Source organism: Streptomyces sp. NPDC059224 (assembly GCF_042754285.1).
GTDB lineage: Bacteria > Actinomycetota > Actinomycetes > Streptomycetales > Streptomycetaceae > Streptomyces.
Genome location: NZ_JBHZAN010000006.1, coordinates 131,705 through 147,600, shown reverse-complemented (window position 1 = coordinate 147,600; position 15,896 = coordinate 131,705). Strand labels below are relative to the sequence as shown.

14 protein-coding genes are annotated in these 15,896 nt (G+C 73.3%); 2 read left to right on the top strand and 12 right to left on the bottom strand.

The annotated features are described in order from the left end of the window. Position 1: 1 nt before the first annotated feature. From ACFXI4_RS08345 to ACFXI4_RS08310, 8 genes are read right to left on the bottom strand one after another with little or no spacing between them, the layout of a single operon-like run. Complete coding sequence (locus tag ACFXI4_RS08345; protein ID WP_384988933.1) at positions 2-1,285, bottom strand: NADase-type glycan-binding domain-containing protein; 1,284 nt, start codon at positions 1,283-1,285, stop codon at positions 2-4. After that, a complete protein-coding gene (locus ACFXI4_RS08340) occupies positions 1,282-1,851 on the bottom strand; it encodes a phage tail protein (protein ID WP_362723993.1) in 570 nt (189 codons plus the stop codon). Before ACFXI4_RS08340 ends, ACFXI4_RS08345 begins: the two co-directional genes overlap by 4 nt. Beyond that, entirely contained in the window at positions 1,848-3,809 is a 1,962-nt protein-coding gene (locus ACFXI4_RS08335; protein WP_384988932.1) for a putative baseplate assembly protein, read from the bottom strand. Before ACFXI4_RS08335 ends, ACFXI4_RS08340 begins: the two co-directional genes overlap by 4 nt. Before the next feature lie 5 nt (positions 3,810-3,814). Next, complete coding sequence (locus tag ACFXI4_RS08330; protein ID WP_351696176.1) at positions 3,815-4,258, bottom strand: GPW/gp25 family protein; 444 nt, start codon at positions 4,256-4,258, stop codon at positions 3,815-3,817. A 40-nt stretch (positions 4,259-4,298) separates the two neighbouring features. Beyond that, positions 4,299-6,209, bottom strand: coding sequence for a VgrG-related protein (locus ACFXI4_RS08325; protein ID WP_384988931.1), 1,911 nt, complete (start codon positions 6,207-6,209; stop codon positions 4,299-4,301). After that, a complete protein-coding gene (locus tag ACFXI4_RS08320) occupies positions 6,209-6,931 on the bottom strand; it encodes a LysM peptidoglycan-binding domain-containing protein (protein WP_362724003.1) in 723 nt (240 codons plus the stop codon). The genes ACFXI4_RS08325 and ACFXI4_RS08320 overlap by 1 nt, the downstream gene beginning before the upstream one ends. A 41-nt stretch (positions 6,932-6,972) precedes the next feature. Then, entirely contained in the window at positions 6,973-7,395 is a 423-nt protein-coding gene (locus tag ACFXI4_RS08315; protein WP_093500599.1) for a phage tail protein, read from the bottom strand. A 39-nt stretch (positions 7,396-7,434) separates the two neighbouring features. Further along, the gene (locus tag ACFXI4_RS08310; RefSeq protein WP_384988930.1) at positions 7,435-7,911 is read right to left on the bottom strand and encodes a hypothetical protein; all 477 of its coding nucleotides are present in this window, start codon (positions 7,909-7,911) and stop codon (positions 7,435-7,437) included. Positions 7,912-9,247: 1,336 nt separating this feature from the next. Between ACFXI4_RS08310 and ACFXI4_RS08305 the strand changes: the two genes are divergently transcribed. After that, positions 9,248-10,738: a hypothetical protein gene (locus tag ACFXI4_RS08305; RefSeq protein ID WP_384988929.1), complete on the top strand. Its 1,491-nt coding sequence runs from the start codon at positions 9,248-9,250 to the stop codon at positions 10,736-10,738. Here ACFXI4_RS08305 and ACFXI4_RS08300 read toward each other — a convergent pair. From ACFXI4_RS08300 to ACFXI4_RS08285, 4 genes are all read right to left on the bottom strand, one after another. Next, positions 10,678-10,845, bottom strand: coding sequence for a DUF6760 family protein (locus tag ACFXI4_RS08300; RefSeq protein WP_351316879.1), 168 nt, complete (start codon positions 10,843-10,845; stop codon positions 10,678-10,680). The two genes, ACFXI4_RS08305 and ACFXI4_RS08300, sit on opposite strands and share 61 nt — an antisense overlap. Next, complete coding sequence (locus ACFXI4_RS08295; RefSeq protein ID WP_362729649.1) at positions 10,842-11,327, bottom strand: hypothetical protein; 486 nt, start codon at positions 11,325-11,327, stop codon at positions 10,842-10,844. Before ACFXI4_RS08295 ends, ACFXI4_RS08300 begins: the two co-directional genes overlap by 4 nt. Next, positions 11,327-11,770: a phage tail protein gene (locus ACFXI4_RS08290; protein WP_189262970.1), complete on the bottom strand. Its 444-nt coding sequence runs from the start codon at positions 11,768-11,770 to the stop codon at positions 11,327-11,329. Before ACFXI4_RS08290 ends, ACFXI4_RS08295 begins: the two co-directional genes overlap by 1 nt. 62 nt (positions 11,771-11,832) lie before the next feature. Then, positions 11,833-13,416 (bottom strand): phage tail sheath subtilisin-like domain-containing protein, encoded by a 1,584-nt coding sequence (locus ACFXI4_RS08285; protein ID WP_384988928.1) that lies wholly within the window; start codon positions 13,414-13,416, stop codon positions 11,833-11,835. A 255-nt stretch (positions 13,417-13,671) separates the two neighbouring features. On the opposite strand from ACFXI4_RS08285, the gene ACFXI4_RS08280 reads away from it, so the two are divergent. After that, entirely contained in the window at positions 13,672-15,798 is a 2,127-nt protein-coding gene (locus tag ACFXI4_RS08280) for a DUF4157 domain-containing protein (protein WP_384988927.1), read from the top strand. Positions 15,799-15,896: the final 98 nt, after the last annotated feature.

Below are 15,896 nucleotides of genomic sequence, written 5' to 3'. Positions count from 1 at the left end.
ATCAGGAGGAGTTGGCGCTCGACGGGCCGAAGAACTCGATCTCGGCGATGGCCACCTGGGTCTTGGGCGAGGCCTGGTACGAGGACTCGATGGTGAACCGGACCGAGAGGACGTTCTGCGCGCGGAAGTTCCGGGTCTGGCCGCCGGCCGTCTGGTCGAGGACGATCTCCCGCTTCTCCGTCTTGCCGTCCGACGTCTTGACGACCGCCTCCAACCGGTGCGGCAGGGCCGACTTCTTCAGCTGGTCGAAGTGGTTCGACTCGCCGGAGGTGACGACGACGTTCAGCAGGCGCGTCGGTTCGTCGAAGCGGGCCTCGATCCACTCGCCCTCGCCGGCCCCCGTCACACCGGGTCCCCACCAGGTGTTGCTCAGCTTGTCGAAGAGGAGGTCCGGCTTGTGACCGGCGTACGAGCGGGACGCGCTGACCTTGTCCGGGGAGACCTGGGCGCGCTTGGCGAAGTGGTCACGGGTGGCGCTCACGGCGTTCGGGATGTTGATCGCCAGGACCGTGACGAGCGCCAGGACGAGGGCCACGCCGGTCCAGGTCAGCACGCGGTCGAAGGTACGGCGCAGCCGGGGGCGGTCGCCGGCCCAGGGGGTCTCCCGGTTGCGGAAGTCGAAGATGCGGCGCCACCAGGGGCGGGGGGCCGAGGGGGCGGCGTGGCCGCTGCCGGCCATGGGCATCGCGCAGCGGGTGCAGAAGTGACGGTCGGGGCGGTTCGGGGTGGCGCACCAGGGGCACGGGATGCCGCCGTGGGCGCCGAGGTCCTCCCCGGGGGCGCGCACGGACTGGGGGCGCTGGGGGGTGGGGCGGCCGGGCAGGACGGGGGACACGGACGCCGCCGGCGCGGGCGGGGGCGTGGGGTCCGTCACGGGGACGAGGAGGCGCCGGGCCCGGTCGTGGTCGTCCCCGGCGGGGCCCTCCGGGGGCGGGGCGGGCTGGGGGACCGTGTCGGCGGCGGCATGCGGGGCGGGGATGGGGGTGGTTTCGGCTGTGGGGGACGTTGCGGCGGGTGGGGGCTGGTCGCTCAGTTCCCCGCGCCCCTCGAGGGGCGCCGTCGTGGCCGTCACCCGTGCCTCCCGGAGGGGAGGGCCGGTGCTGCCGTCCCTCCCGGCGAAGCCGTCCCAGCCCGAGGTGGCCGGGGCCGGCTCAGGGGCGGCCGGCTGCTGTGGGGCACCTCCCCCGGCGACGGCCCAGCTCAGTACCGAGCCGCAGGCGTCGCAGAAGGACCGGCCCGGGTCGGCGACCGTGCCGCACTCCGTGCAGTTCCGGTTGGTCGTCATCGCTGCGGGGTCCTTTCGGCGGACGGAGAAGAAGCGGTCACCTGGACCGTGTAGGGCATGTGAGCGGGACGGGCGGCCGCCACGAGGTGTTCCAGGCGGACCTCGTCGGCCGGGGTGGGGGAGGGCAGCGCGAGGTGGACGTGCAGGCCGGGGCGGGGCCGCCCGGGGAAGGGGCCCAGCGGGCGAGCGTTCCACTCGGCGCCGCCGCTCTCCGTGATGTCGGGGGTCACGCCGAAGGCCAGGCGGACCGTCTCGGACAGGCCGAGGCGGGTGCCCCGGATGCGGTGCAGGTAGGCGGCGGCCGCGACGGCCGCGCGGAGCAGGGGTTCCGATTCGGTGCCGTCCGTCTCCGCGCCGACCCAGGTGCCGAGCCACTCCGCGAAGTCCAGCGGGGCCAGCGCCGGATCGAAGTAGCTCGGCAGGCAGTCCAGGACGTTCGGGATCGGGGCGATCACGTCGTCCAGGCCGGCGACGAACCGCAGCGCCAGGTCGTCGTCGGCGAAGACCGCCGGGAGCATCGCGCCGATCGGGACGGAGGAGCCGAGGCCGTCGATGGAGCCTCTCATTCGCCGATCACCCGGACCCGGTGGTCGTAGGAGAAGACCAGGGACGGGGCTTCCAGGTCGATGCGGTCGGTCGGGTCGCCGCGCTTGCCGGTGAGCGGGTCGGCGGGGTGCAGCACGACCTCGTCGACGAGCTCGACGCCGGGTACGCGTTGCAGCACCGCGAAGACCTCGCCCGACTGCACCGGACGCCCGAACCGCCAGCCCTTGCCGTCCGCGCCGCCCGTCAGCGGGTCCAGGTGGCGGTAGAGGGCGTCGTGGACCTGGTGACGGACCCGGTCGACGTCCACGCCACGGAAGACGTGCACCGTGGCGACGACCGTGACGCCCTGGTAGAAGGGTGGGCCGACCGCCAACCGGGTCCCGATCAGCCGGCGTTCGTCCAGGTAGCGGGTGATGCGGTCCAGCAGGGCGTCCCCCGGGACCAGTTGCTCGAAGCGGAGCCGGCCGCCCGGGTCCGGGACCGCCTGCGGCACCACCAACACCCGTACCGCGTAGGACCCGTGCTCGCCCTCCTCGCCCTCCAGGCAGGTGATCCGGGCCGTCTCGGGGGCGGCGCGGCGGGCCAGCTCCTCGTAGTCGCGCAGGGTCACCGCCCGTTCCTGGGCGCGCAGCGTGATCGGGGCACGGACCTTCGCCTCGGCGACCGTCTCGCCGTCCACTCCGCCGCGGGCGGCCTCCCGGTTGACGACCTCCGCCACGTACGGGATGGAGGAGCGCAGGATCTGCACGGCCCCGCGGGCCACGTTGCCGTCCCGGCCCCCGCCCGTACGGTAGCGGCGGGCCCGGATGACCGCGCCCTTCGGGGCCACCGTGCCGTGCTGGCGCAGGGAGCCGTCCGGTTCCCGTACCGCGGGGCCGAAGGCGATCTCGCCGGTCGTCGCGTCGAGGGTGAGGTGCCGGTCGTCCGGTCCCGAGGCCGCGAAGTGCGGAACGACCTCCCAGTCCACCCAGCCGCCCTCCCCGTCGTGCTCGGCGGTCTGCAGGAGCAGCGGCGGGGTGTCCCCGACCACGGGGGCGTGGGCGAGCCGCAGGCGCTGGCCGGGCAGGCCCGTCGACTCGCCGAGCGCCTCGTCCTCGACGGTCTCCGCGTGCACGGCGGCGGTCGTACCGCCCACCGTGCAGGCCTCGACGAACCGGACCGTCGGAGAGGTGGTGTAGAAGGGCTGGTCGGCGCGCGGCTCGGTGACCCGGCAGCGCAGCCAGCTCGCCTCCAGGCCGCCGTTGCGGGACAGCACGTGGCCGCCGGGCACGTGCAGCACGACCTCGCCGGGGCGGTTGAGGCCACCGGTGCCGTCCCGGTCGACCTCGCACTCCTTCCAGCCGTCCTCCGTCCACGCCTCCCACACCAGCGGGGGCTGCCGCGGGTCCACACCGACACCGTCGACCCGGCTGTCCAGGTCCAGGGCGACCGCGCAGTGCGGGACGGCGGCGGACAGGCCGAGCAGCATGCAGTCACCCGGGTTCGGGGACTCGGTGAAGCACAGCAGGTCCTTGCCCTCGGCGAGTTCGTGGGTGAGGTCGACGACGGCCGAGCCCTCCTGCTGTCGCAGCAGGTGCCGCAACTCGCTGGGCACGATGGTCAGTTCACGCTCGGTCGCGAAGACCACCGCCTCCTGCGTCTCGGTACGGCGGGTCGCCACCTCGGTGCCGACCGGCACCGGGACCGGTTCCTCCTGGGCCGCCGACAGCCAGAACGTCACGTCCGTGCGGGCGGCGGACGGCGGGAACAGCGTGATGCCGACCAGGTCCAGGAAGGCCAGGTGGTTCTTCTCCGGAACCCGGTTGAGGCGGTACACGATCTGGTCGGCCATGTGCGCGACCGTCTCCACCAGCGTGATGCCGGGGTCGGAGACGTTGTGGTCGGTCCACTCCGGGGCGCGCTGCTGGATGTAACGCTTGGCGTCGTCGACGAACTGCTGGAAGCGGCGGTCGTCGAGGTTCGGGGAGGGCAGGGCCATCGGGATCAGCGGTCGCTTTCGGAGGAGTCCGAGGAGGCGGGGGGCAGGTCCGGCTCGTCGTGGGAGGGGATGACGTAGAAAGGGAACACCAGGCTGCGCGGGTTGTTGGTGCCCCGGATCGAGTAGCGGACGTCGATCATCAGCACGCTCGGGTCGGCCCCGGTGGTCACCTCGACGTCCTCCACCTCGATCCGCGGCTCCCAGCGGTCGAGGCTGGCGTACACCTCGTGCTGGATCCGGCCGGCGGTCTGCTCGTTGACCGGGGCGAAGACCAGGTCGTGGATGGCGCAGCCGAACTCCGGCCGCATCGGGCGTTCGCCCGGGGCCGTGGAGAGGATGAGGCGGATCGCCTCCTCCACCTCCTTCTCGCCGCTGACCAGCGCGATACCGCCGGTGGGCCCGATGCGCAACGGGAACGACCAGCCGGAGCCGACGAACTGCTCTGCCATCAGCTCCGCACCCGCCCCTCCGGGAAGACCTGCGGTCCGCTCATGCCGGGATCACCATCACCGTCAGTCCGCCCATCATCAGGTTGCCCAAAACCGGTACCTCCGGGGCCTGGATCGCCACGGTGGCGAGGGAGCTGATCGCGACGGCGGCGTTGCCGCGCAGCGACAGCGCGGCGTTCGCCATCACGTTCACGGCGGAGGCGTTCACCGAGACCGCGCCGGCGGGCGCCTTGATGTCGACGAGTTCCGCGCTCTGGATGGACAGCGGTCCCCCGCTGCGCAGGCTGAGCGCGCCGCCCGCCTTCAGGGACAGGTTGGCGCCGGCCTCGACCGACACCGATCTGCTGCCCTTGATGGAGACGCTGCCCTTGCTGTCCACGGTGATCTCGGTCTGCTGCCGGTCCAGGAAGACGGTGAGCTTGTCGTCGCCGCTGGCCAGCCTGACGCCCTGTTTGCGGCCCCGCTGGTCGAGCAGGTCCATCCGGTTGCCGACCCGGTCGGAGATCGTGTGCCGGGTGGCCCGGCCGCGCATGCCGTCGTGCAGCGGCACGTCCTTGACCCTGGTCGGCTTGTCCTTGCCGTTGTAGAGGCCGCCGATGACGTACGCGTGGTCGAGGGCGCCCCGGTCGAAGGCGACGAGCACCTCGTCACCGACGTCCATCGGAAAGACCCCGCCGCCGCGCACCCCGCCCCACTGCATGGTCCGGGTCCAGTCGCTGACGTAGGTGTCGTCCAGCCACGGGAACTTGAGCTTCACCCGCCCCTGCTGGAGCGGATCCTGTACGTCGGTGACCAGGGCCTGCGCCACGCTGAGCTGCCGGTCCGTCCCGGCGTCCGAGGCACCGCCCGAGGCCACGCCGTACAGGGACCGCCACTGCCGGCCGCTGACCGTCACCCAGGTCTCGTAGTGCTTGGCGTCCCCGAAGACGTGCCGTACCGAGGTGACCGTGTACTTCCCCTCGAAGGGGTCCCCGACGTCCGCGAGCGCCACCGGGACCCCCGGCCGCAGCTTCGGATTGCCCCGGACGACCACCTCCACCTCGGCGAACGTCGAGGTGACGTCGTCGGAGAGGGCGTCGGCCGCGAACTTCACCTCGGACTGCTTGTCGTACGGCGTGCGCGTCTCGACCAGCTTCGTGGTCTTGAACTCGCCGGCCGCCGCGCCCGGGGTGGTGCCGATGCTGTAGCTGGTGTTGCTCGCGGGGGTCACGGTCGCCGTGAGCGTCTTCTTCGTCCGTACGTCCCAGCCGCGCGACTCGACCTTGTTCACCTGGTCCGAGGCGGTGACGGCGGTGCGCAGCCGCAGGATGTCGTGCCCGGCCTCCAGCACGAACGGGCTCTTGTCGCCGTCGGTCTGCGGCGACGGCGCCCCGGAGGCGCTCTTCTGCTTCACGAACTGGAACTTGCCGTCCGCGTCCACCGACATGACCATCTCGTTCTCGTCGGCGAGCCGGGCCAGGAAGTCCCAGTCGGTGACGTTCGACTGGCTGATGAACTCGTAGACGGTCTTGGTGGCCTGGATCCGCCCGATCGGCACGCCGTCCTGCGCGGCCAGCTTGCGGGCGATGTCGGAGGCGGTCTGGTTGCGGTACGCGACCACGCGGCGCTGCCGCATCAGCCGGAACCCGTAGTCGTAGCCCCGGACCACCGCGTAACTGCCGGTGCCGTCGTACTCGGCCTCCATCCCGGTGACCTCGCCGGTGAGCAGCGGGTCGCCGGTGCCCTGCCCGTCCGAGACCGGCGTGATCACCACCGGGGTGCCGAACGTGACGCCCAGCTTGCCCAGCAGCTTGCGCGACGGGTCGCGGAAGGTCAGCTGGAAGGCCGCCGGTACCCCGACGCCCTGGTCCACGTGGGCGTCGACGAGATACCGGCCGTACTCCGAGGCGGCGGTCAGTTCCCTGCCGCCGATGACGACCTTGACGACGTTCGAGAAAGCGTGCTTCACCATCAGGACCGCACCTCCTCGGCGGCGGGCAACACCAGTTCCGTCCCCGCGGGCAGCCACCCCGGGTCGTCGATCCCGTTGGCGTCCGCGATCGCCCGCCAGGCGCCCGCGTTGCCGTACTCCCGCCAGGCCAGCGACTGCAGCGAGTCGCCGGCGACGACCCGGTGCACGCGCTGCGCGGTGAGCGCGCCGGACGTCGGGTTCTGGCCCGCGGTCTTGCTCGGGATCTCGTGCAGCTGGAGCCGGCAGCTGGCCCGGATCGGCATCCCGCTCGTCCCGAACAGGGAGTAGGAGACGTCGACGGAGGCGACGTACGCCGTGAAGTGGGCGGTCGAGAACGAACCCCACTGGAACACCACCCAGGGCGGCGACGGCTGCTTGGCGGCGATGCTCTTGCTGGTGACCTCGCAGCAGGCCAGCAACGACTCCACCTTCTTCATCACGTCGTTGCTGTCCGGGTCGTCGGACCGGTCCAGGAAGATCTCCACGCTCATCTCGCGCGGGTGGGTGCCGAGGAACTCCGGGAGGGCGCCGTCCCGTTCGATCGGCGCCGCCGACGACTTCCAGTCCGCCCGGCGGGCGATCGACAGTTCCGCCGGGTTGAACTCGAAGCCGAACGTCTTGATGATGCCGCCCGGGCTGGTGCCGGTGCCCACGGGCGGCTCGTGAATCGCGAGGGTGGCCCGCACGAGGCTCTTGCCGGCGCCCCGGCTGCTCCTGGCCATGATCTGATCTGCCTCTCAGTCCGCTCGGTCGGCGTCGTCGCTCAGTCGGTGAAGCCGTGGTGGGCGATCTCCAGGACCTCGGTGGCCACGGACGGATTGCCCGCGTCCAGGGAGGGCCCCTGCCAGCTCACCGGCAGCACGTCCAGGAGCCCCCACCGGGCCACCTCCGAACCGTCCGCGCGCAACGCCGTGATCTGCCCGGTGGGCCGCTCGATCCCCGTCTGCACGGACGAGATCCACTTGGCGACCTTCGAGGTGTCCGGGGTGAGCGGGCGGGTCAGCCGGATGTGGGAGAACGTGACACGGGTCGGCAGCTGCCACACGAACCCGTTGTTGCCGCCCTCCTGCCGCTGCTCGATCTCCACCTGCGACGACAGCCCCTCGCACCCGTTGAAGTAACCGAGGTCCTCGCCGTCGATGGAGAGGCTGAACCAGACTGTGGTTCCCGGGTCCTGGCGATCCATCGGGGGCCTTTCTGTGGGGTGGGTGCGCGGTCGTCGTGGTCAGGGGCGGAAGTCGCGGAGCTTTCCGACGCGTTCGCGGTCGCGGCGGAGTTCGGTGCGGACGTGCCGGGTGATCCGGTCGATGATCCGGTGCACCAGGGCGTCCACCTGGAACTCGGTGAGGGCACGGGGGTCGAAACCGCCCTCCGCGACCGCCGAGTAACCGGGCGGCGGATCGTCGGAGGACGAGCCGGAACCGGAACCGGGGTACGAGGGTGGCGGGTCGCTGGGCGGCGGCTGCCGCTCGGCCCGGATCACCGGGGCCTTGGGACCGCTGGTGGTGGCCGGCACCTCCTTCACGGTGGTCGTGGGGAGGGCGTCGCGCTGGACGGCACGGGTGGTGAGGGGCGCGACGGGGAGGGCAGCGGTCGCGGAGATCGGCGTGGTGGCTCGCAGGGGTACGGGGTGAGCGGGCGCGGCGGTGCCGGTACTCGGTCCGACGGGCAGGGAGACGGCGGGAGTCGCCGCTCGCTGCACGACGGGCGGCCGGGGTGCCGAGGCCGGTCCGGCGGCGCCCGTGGGCGGGGGTGGTGACTGCGGCCGGCGCTGGACGGATGCCGGGCGGCCTCCGAGGCCGGGAACGGTCGCGGCCGGGGCGGCGGCACGCTGGACGAAAGAGGGATACGGCGAGGAACCCGTCGTCACGGGAGCGGGCGGGGCCGGTGGTGACGGCGGCGTGGCCGGGACGGCGGCCGTGGGCCGGTCGTGCTCGGAGTGCGGCGGTCGCGTCGGTGTCGGCGCCGGCATGGGCGCCGGTGTCGGCAGGCCGGACGCGACGGCCGACGGTCCCCGCGGGGGAGCTTCGGGTACCGGGGGTACCGGGCGGGAGACCGCGGCCGGCCGGTCCACCGGAGCGCCCGTCGTCCGCCGCCGCTGCACGGACGGTACCGCCGCCCCGCGACCGGTGCGCCTCGCGGGAGCCGCGCTCGCGGCCGGGCCGGTGACGGGGGCACCGAGGCCGAGGCGGGGAACGCCGGGAGCGGCCGTCGCGGCACGCCGGACGGGGACGGGAGCCGACGGTGACGGTGCTGACGGCGCCGGCGCGGGCCTGCTCGCCGTGGCCGGGCCGACGGCCTCGGTGTCGCCGGTGGAGGGGACAGCGGGCCGCTCCGGCGTCCGTCGCTGCACTGCCACCTCGCCGGCCCTGCCTCCGCCCGTCGAAGCGGCTCCGGCCGGACCCGTGAGGGGGACGCCGAGGCCCGGGCGCGGCGGGCGGGGAGCCGACACCGCGGGCCGGATCGGTGCCGAGGTCGCGGTCGGGGAGGCCCGGTCGGGTTCACGCACCGGCGGGGACGTCGGCCCGGCTGCCGTCTCGGCGGCGGCCGCGTTCTCCGGCTCCCGGCGCTGCACGGACGCCTCGCGGCCACCGCCTTCGGCCGGACCGGCCGAAGGACGCTCACTCCGCGGCACGGCGGGAGGTGCGGTCGCGGCGGCGGCTCCTGGGGTGGGGCCGGTCGCGGGCCGCGGTGCCGAACCCCGCGCCGCGGGACCGCTGTCCGGAGCCGGGGTGTTCGGGGCGGCCGAGCCCGTGGCCGTACGGCGCTGCACCGGGGTCCGCGTCCCGGCGCCGGCCATGCCGGAAGGCCCACCGCGGTCCGCGGAGACGGCGGACGGCGTGGGCGTGGGCGGCGGGGACGCGGCAGGGGTGCGCCGGGGTGTCGTCGTAGGAGAGGGCGGTGCCGTCCTGGGGGAGTCGGGGGCCGGTGCCGTACCACCGCGGAGGGACCGCTGTACGACGGCCGGCGCCGGCGCCGGCGCCGGCGCTGGTGTCCGTGCCGGTCGGGAGGCGGCGCCCCCAGGGGTGGGCGATGCGGTGTCCGGGGAGGTACGGCCCCCGTCGCGCGGTACCGGCTCCCCGGCGTCGGCGGCTCGCCGTACGCCTCCGCCCGTCGTCGTCCCGCCGCCGGCTCGGTCACCCTCACCCGGCGCCGGCACCGCGCTCCCGCTCGCCGGTGTCCTGGGCGCCGACGGCAGTGTCCGGCGTTGCACGGCCGTCACCGCCGTGCCCACCGGCGCCTGCGTCAGCGCGCTGCGGCGAGGCGGGACGGGAGGTGCGGCCGACAGTCGCGGGCCGGTGGCCGGAGCGGGAGCGACGGGAGCCGACTGCGGCGCCCAGGCCACCGGCACGGCGGGCGGAGCGACGGCCACCCGGGGAACCGCACGCTGGACGGCAGGAACCGCCCGCGGCCCGTCCACGGAGCTCCTCCTGGCCGAGGGGGCGGGGGAGGCCGCGGAAACCGGGCCGCCCGCGGAAGCCGCCGCGACCGACGAGGCCGGCGGGGTCGGCTCGACCGACGAGGCCGGCGGGATCGGCGGGGTCGATGAGACCGAGAAGGCCGGGGAAGGCGAGGAGCTCGGGGAAGCCGGGGAAGCCTGGGAAGCCTGGGAAGCCGACGAGATCGGGGAGACCGACGGTTGGGAGGACATCGGCGGCGCGGCCGGGGCCTGGGCCGGGGAGACCGACGGGGTCACCGGCATCGGCGCGCTCCCCGCGCTCCGTGCCGCTCCCGAACCCGCCGTCCGCGCGGCCCCACCACCACCGCGACGCCCGGTCGACGGCACCCGCTGCACGGCCGTGGCCCGCTGCGCCGCCGAACCCGCCACACCCGCCGGTCCGGTGGGCCCGGCGGCCCTGGCGGACCCGCTCGGGCCGACGGAACCCACCCCGCTCGCGGCTCCGGCCGGACGCGTGGCCGCACCCGCCCGCGCCACCGCCCCCATCGTCGGAGCGGGGGCGGGGGCGGAAGCCGAAGGCGACCCACCGCCCGCGGCCGGCACCGCCGACGGCGCGCGCACCGCCCGCAGCGGTACCACCGGAACCGACGGTCCACGGCCACCGGCCGCAGCCGTCGGCCCCGCCGCTCCCGCCGGGCCCGCGGAGTCGGCCGGCCCCGACAACGGCAGCCTCTGCACCGGGCGTTCCAGGCCTGACACGGCACCCGTGCCCGTCAGCCCCGTGCGGCCGCCGCCGGACAGGGCGGCGCTCGACGCGCCGTCCAGGACGGCGTGCGAGCCCATGCCCATGAACGAGGGGTTCTGCCAGGTCGGCAGCCGGCCGCCGAACCCCGAGTCCGCGACCGGCCCGGCCGCCCTCCCCAGCGCACGCTGGATCGGCGGCAGCCCGGACCAGGCCGCCGCCACCACGGGCCGCGGTGTCTCGACAGGACGCGGCGCCCGGACGGCGGCCTCGGCCCCGGTCTCCGCGGCCCCACGTCCCCGTATCCGTTCCCACAAGCCCACTGCTCAGCCCTCCGCCCCTGCGGAGGCCGCCCTGGTCACCAGGGACGCGATCTCCGCCGTGTAGCGGCGGCGGTCGGCGTGCTCCAGGTCCAGGATGTCCTCCAGGCTCCAGTGGAAGTGGTAGGCGACGTACGCGATCTCCTCGTGCAGCCGGTCGGTCGCGTACGTCACGATTCCCCCAGGCGGCTCCCGCCGAGTTCCACCTCGAAGGGCTCCGAGCAGTGCGGGCAGTTGACCGCGGCCCGGGTGTGGCCCTCCGCGTTGATCTGCCGGTAGAAGTCCTGCAGGAACGCCAGGTCGGAGGCGAACATGTTCTCCACCACCCCGTCGTGGACGAAGGCGAGCGTGCCGAGCCGGGTGATGACCCGGCCGAGCAGCACCACCGACAGGAACGCGGGGTTCTCCTGGACGCGCACGTCCCGCAGCGGGATCAGTTCGTCCCGTGCCGTCGACAGGCGCATCACGCCGTCGCGGTGGACGGTGCCCTGCTCGTCGACGTACCCGCGGGGCAGCTGGAACGGGAACTCCGTGCGCAGCACCTCGACGGGTGTCTCCGGTTGCTGGGACACCTGCTGCTGAGGGGCCTGGGGCGCCGCCTCCTCCGGTGCGAGCGGCGCCCCCACGCCCCCGGCCCTGACAGCCGAACGCCTCATTACTCGATGACCAGTTCTTCGAACGTGATGGTCACCGTCTCGGTCAGCGCGGCCGCCTCGCCCGCCTTGACCGTGCTGGTGTCGATCTTGCTGCACCAGGCGTTGCGCAGGTTGTAGCGCTTCACCGGGTTGTTCTCGAAGTCCATCATGATGATGGAGGCGTTCTTGCGGGCCGTGGCCATCTGACCGTTGATCGACTCGTTGATCCACTGGGTGAACGACGAGGACTGCGTCATACCGCGCACGACCGTGCAGGTGCCGTTCTTCTTCACACCCGGCAGGTTGCGGACGTGGTTCTTCCCGTCAGGCGTGTTCTGCTGGTAGGTGATGACGTCCTGCTCCATCGTCATGCCGCTGACCTCGGCGAGGTACTCGACCATCACGCCGTCGATCTGCAGGCCGAAATTGTGCGATGTGAGGGCGTCACCCGGCTGGAGACTCATGTGTTACTGCCCGTTCTTCTCAAAATGCCTGGGAAACAAGGGGGTTGGGACCCGGGGGCCCGCTACTCCTGGAGCTCGCCGCTGCCGCTGGAGAACTGCGCGAGGCGGAAGATCACGAACTCGGCGGGCTTGACCGGCGCGATGCCGATCTCGCAGATCACGCGGCCCACGTCGACCGACTCCGGCGGGTTGGTCTCCTCGTCGCACTTGACGTAGTACGCCTCCTCGGGCCGCTGCCCGAACAGTGCGCCGCTGCGCCACTCGTTGACCAGGAACGCGGAGATGTTGCGCCGGATCCGGGCCCAGAGGTTGTGGTCGTTGGGCTCGAAGACCACCCACTGGGTGCCGATCAGGATCGACTCCTCCAGGTAGTTGAAGTACCGGCGGATGTTCAGGTAGCGCCAGGCCGGGTCGGAGGAGAGCGTGCGCGCGCCCCAGATGCGGATGCCACGGCCCGGGAAGGCACGGATGCAGTTGACGCCGATCGGGTTCAGCAGGTCCTGCTCGCCGCGGGTGATCTGGAGCTCCAGGTCGACCGCGCCGCGGATCACCTCGTTCGCCGGGGCCTTGTGGACACCGCGCTCGGCGTCGTTGCGGGCCCAGACGCCGGCCACGTGGCCGGACGGCGGGATCAGCCGGGACTGGCCGGAAGCCGGGTCGAAGGTCTTGATCCAGGGGTAGTACAGGGCCGCGTACTTGGAGTCGTAGCCGGCCGTCTCCTGGCGCCAGACCCGGATCTGGCGGGCGTTGAGGCTGGGCGGCGGGTCGATGATTGCGACCCGGTCGCCCATCAGCTCGCAGTGCGCGATCAGGCCGAGCTGGACGGCCTTGACGGCCTCCAGGTCGATCGCGCCGCGCTGGTAGGCGGCCATCAGGTCGGGCACGGCCACCATGGACACCTCGTCGACGGCCTCCAGGCCGCCGAAGCCGGTGCGGTCGGCGGAGTCGCCGAGGTAGGTGGCGGGGCCGGGGTGGGAGCCGGCGTCCGCGACGGGGGACGCGGACGCCGGGGACGGGGTCGGGGCCACGAGGGCCACCGTCTGGTTCTCCGGACGGGCCAGCTGCGCGGCGGGCGCGGCCTCGGTCACGGTGATGAGCTTGGAGCGCTCCTTGACCTGCGTGACGACGTAGTTGCGGCCGCCCTTCTTCGCGGTCACGTCGAAGGACTCGACGGCCTTGCCGCCGTCCTTGACGACGAGCTTGAAGCGCTCGGCGGGACCTTCGCCCTCCGGGTCGGAGACCTCGACGCTCAGGTCGCCCGAGGCCACCGCGCTCACCGTGAAGGTGCCGAGCTGCTTGGCCTCGCCCGGCGGCAGCGCGGCCGGCCCGGCCGAACCGGCCACGGCGGCGGGCGCGTCGACGGCGCCTTCGGCGCCTTCCTTGGTGCCGCCGACACGGACGACGTACGCCGCCGTGCCGCCGTTGTTGAAGAAGCCGTAGACGGAGTGCGCGAGGTAGTACCCGTCGGTGAACTCACCGAAGGACGCGACGTACTGCGTCCAGTTGGTCACCAGCGTCGGCTCGTTCAGCGGACCGGTCGGGGCCAGGCCCACGAAGGCCGCCACCGACGTGCCCACTCCCTCGATGGGACGCGAGCCGCTGGCCACCTCCTCGACGTAGACGCCGGGCGACAGGTAGGACGGCATGCTCTGCTCTCCTCGGGGTACGAGACAGGAACATTCCCACCCTCACGCGCGAAGCGCGGCTCACGAAACGTCCTCCGGTGCCTCACCGGGGGCAGTTCCCTTGCCCGCAAGGGCAGTCCGGGCCGCCCCGCGGCCCTTCGGCCGGCAGGTCTGCCCGCGGTCCTGCCCTCCCGGACCTCCCGGTGTCCGGCGCCGCTCGGGTACGGAGGGAGAGGCCCTCGGTCTGGGGCCCTGTCGACCGGACGGGAACCGGCTATGCGCACTCAAGCAGAGAACCGCTCCACCGCGGACCGTGACGGCGACCTCGCCGCGCCCCGGAAGGCCACCGCCCCGCCCCCCTTGGGCGCCCTCCAGCGGTCCGCGGGGAACGCCGCGGTGACCCGGGCGGTCCAGCGGGCCAGGCAGGAGGACGGGACGGAGGGCGGCCAGGACCAGGAGTCCGGGCCGGCGCAGCCACGGACGTCGGTCGCCGACGCGGTCGGCTCGCCCGGCGCGCCGCTGGAGCCCCGCATCCTGCGGCGGGCGGAGAGCGCCTACGGAATGGACTTCGGCCATGTGCGCGTGCACAGCGGCCCGGTGGCCCAGCGGTCGGCCGAGGAACTCGGGGCCCGGGCCTACACCAGCGGGCCGCACATCGTGCTCGGGGGGAACGGCGTCACCGACGAGGTGATGTACGAGGAGGTCGACCACGTCCGCCAGCAGGCCCTGGGCCCGGTGCCCGGAACCGTCAACGGCAGGGGCGAGAAGGTCTCCCACCCGGACGACCCGTTCGAGCGGAGTGCCGGCTCCAACGGCCGCAAGCTGGCCCGGGGCGCCGCGCCCGACCTCGCGCTGCCCGGGTCCTCCGCGCCGCCCGCCGACGCGGTGCAGCGCAGCCCGGAGGAGGACGAATCGGTCCAGCGCAGCCCGGACGAGGGCGTCCTCGTCCAGCGGGTGCCCGGCGACGGACCCACGACGGAAGCCACGGCCGCGTCCGAGACCGCACCCGCGGCCGAGCCCTCTCCCCCGGCCTCGCCGGCGATCACCCCCGCCACTCCCGTCGCCGCGCTCCCGGCCACCGCGCGCCTGGCGCGGCTGATCGTCGGCGGCACCGCCGAGATCCGGAACAAGCAGGTGCGGTCCGTCCTCGACAGGCGGGAGCGCAACGGCCCGAAGTTCACGGCCGAGGAACTCCAGATGATCAGGACCGCGGAGGCCGAGGATCCCGGCTGGCTGCGGACGGTCGGCCTGTGCACACACCTGGAGGCCGAGGACTACATCAAGAAGGACGACTTCCACAGCTGGCTGGCGCAGCCCAAGGGCAAGCGTCTGCTCATCGCCACCCTGCGCTGGCAGCAGCACGCCGAGGGCAAGGGGAAGGGCCCGGCCGGCGCCGGCCCCCGGCCGGACTACCAGCTCGGCCGCCACCACGCCATGCGCGACAAGTCCAGCCCCGAGGCGGAGCGGGAACAGCTCACCGGGGAGCGCAACGAGCAGATCTTCCGGACCTTCGTCGCCACGCTGCTTCCTCCCGGCATCTCCGACGAGGTGCCTGACGCCGCCGAGCACCGCAAGCGCGTGGAGCGCGGCACCGAGATCCTGACCAAGATCTTCCTGATCCTGAAGGAGGGGCTGCAGGTCTTCAACCCGAAGACCGGTCTCCACGAGGACTTCAAGGACGACGTCGCGCACGCCCTGGCCTACGGCGGCCGCGTCAACATCCGCATCCCGCAGCTGGCCGACGGCCAGCACGGCTACGAGCTTCCCCGGTGGCTCCACATCACCAGGGAGAACCCCAGGTTCTACGAGCCCAACGCGAAGCCCGAGGCCCCGGTGTACAAGCGCACGTACGCCACCCACCACATGGACATCGGCGACAACAAGCCCGGACAGCCCGGCCGCTTCGTGGAGAAGGGCGGGCTGGGGGCCACCGCCCAGAACCTCATCGACCCCCACAGCCACCTCTACGGCATGGGGGTGGGCATCGGGGGCACCGGGAACACGGGCTACCACGGCGGGACCATCCTCCCGGACGAGTCGCACGGGCACCTGTTCATGGGGTACAAGCCGCCGACCGGCAAGCGTGACGGCGCACTCCAGGTCGGCATCGAGACCGCCGGGCCGGGCGGCCGGACCCCCGAGGGCTACGAACACAACTGGAAGAGCAGCGAGAAGACCGCCAACCCCTTCAGCAACTTCGGCGGCCACAAGGACGACAAGATCGGCGGCGACGCGCCTCTCAGTGCCAGCCAGCGCTATGTCGACCTGCGGCAGTTCGGCGACTGGCTGAAGAAGCTGAAGGATCTGGAAGCCGACTGGAAAAGCGAACTCGCCAAGGCGACGACCGACGAGGAGCGGGCCGCTCTGTACCGGGACCTGATCGGCAAGCGTTCCGGTTCCTAGGCCGCCCGCGCCGCACGCTCCACCGTCCGCAGGGGCAACGGGTGCGGCCCCTGCGGCACCGCGGGTCTGCCCCGCGGTCCGCTGCGCCGGGCTTCGCG

Coding starts and splice junctions, on each gene's coding strand:
- ACFXI4_RS08345 (WP_384988933.1), bottom strand. CDS start 1,285: ATGACGACCAACCGGAACTGCACGGAGTGCGGCACGGTCGCCGACCCG.
- ACFXI4_RS08340 (WP_362723993.1), bottom strand. CDS start 1,851: ATGAGAGGCTCCATCGACGGCCTCGGCTCCTCCGTCCCGATCGGCGCG.
- ACFXI4_RS08335 (WP_384988932.1), bottom strand. CDS start 3,809: ATGGCCCTGCCCTCCCCGAACCTCGACGACCGCCGCTTCCAGCAGTTC.
- ACFXI4_RS08330 (WP_351696176.1), bottom strand. CDS start 4,258: ATGGCAGAGCAGTTCGTCGGCTCCGGCTGGTCGTTCCCGTTGCGCATC.
- ACFXI4_RS08325 (WP_384988931.1), bottom strand. CDS start 6,209: ATGGTGAAGCACGCTTTCTCGAACGTCGTCAAGGTCGTCATCGGCGGC.
- ACFXI4_RS08320 (WP_362724003.1), bottom strand. CDS start 6,931: ATGGCCAGGAGCAGCCGGGGCGCCGGCAAGAGCCTCGTGCGGGCCACC.
- ACFXI4_RS08315 (WP_093500599.1), bottom strand. CDS start 7,395: ATGGATCGCCAGGACCCGGGAACCACAGTCTGGTTCAGCCTCTCCATC.
- ACFXI4_RS08295 (WP_362729649.1), bottom strand. CDS start 11,327: ATGAGGCGTTCGGCTGTCAGGGCCGGGGGCGTGGGGGCGCCGCTCGCA.
- ACFXI4_RS08290 (WP_189262970.1), bottom strand. CDS start 11,770: ATGAGTCTCCAGCCGGGTGACGCCCTCACATCGCACAATTTCGGCCTG.
- ACFXI4_RS08285 (WP_384988928.1), bottom strand. CDS start 13,416: ATGCCGTCCTACCTGTCGCCCGGCGTCTACGTCGAGGAGGTGGCCAGC.
- ACFXI4_RS08280 (WP_384988927.1), top strand. CDS start 13,672: ATGCGCACTCAAGCAGAGAACCGCTCCACCGCGGACCGTGACGGCGAC.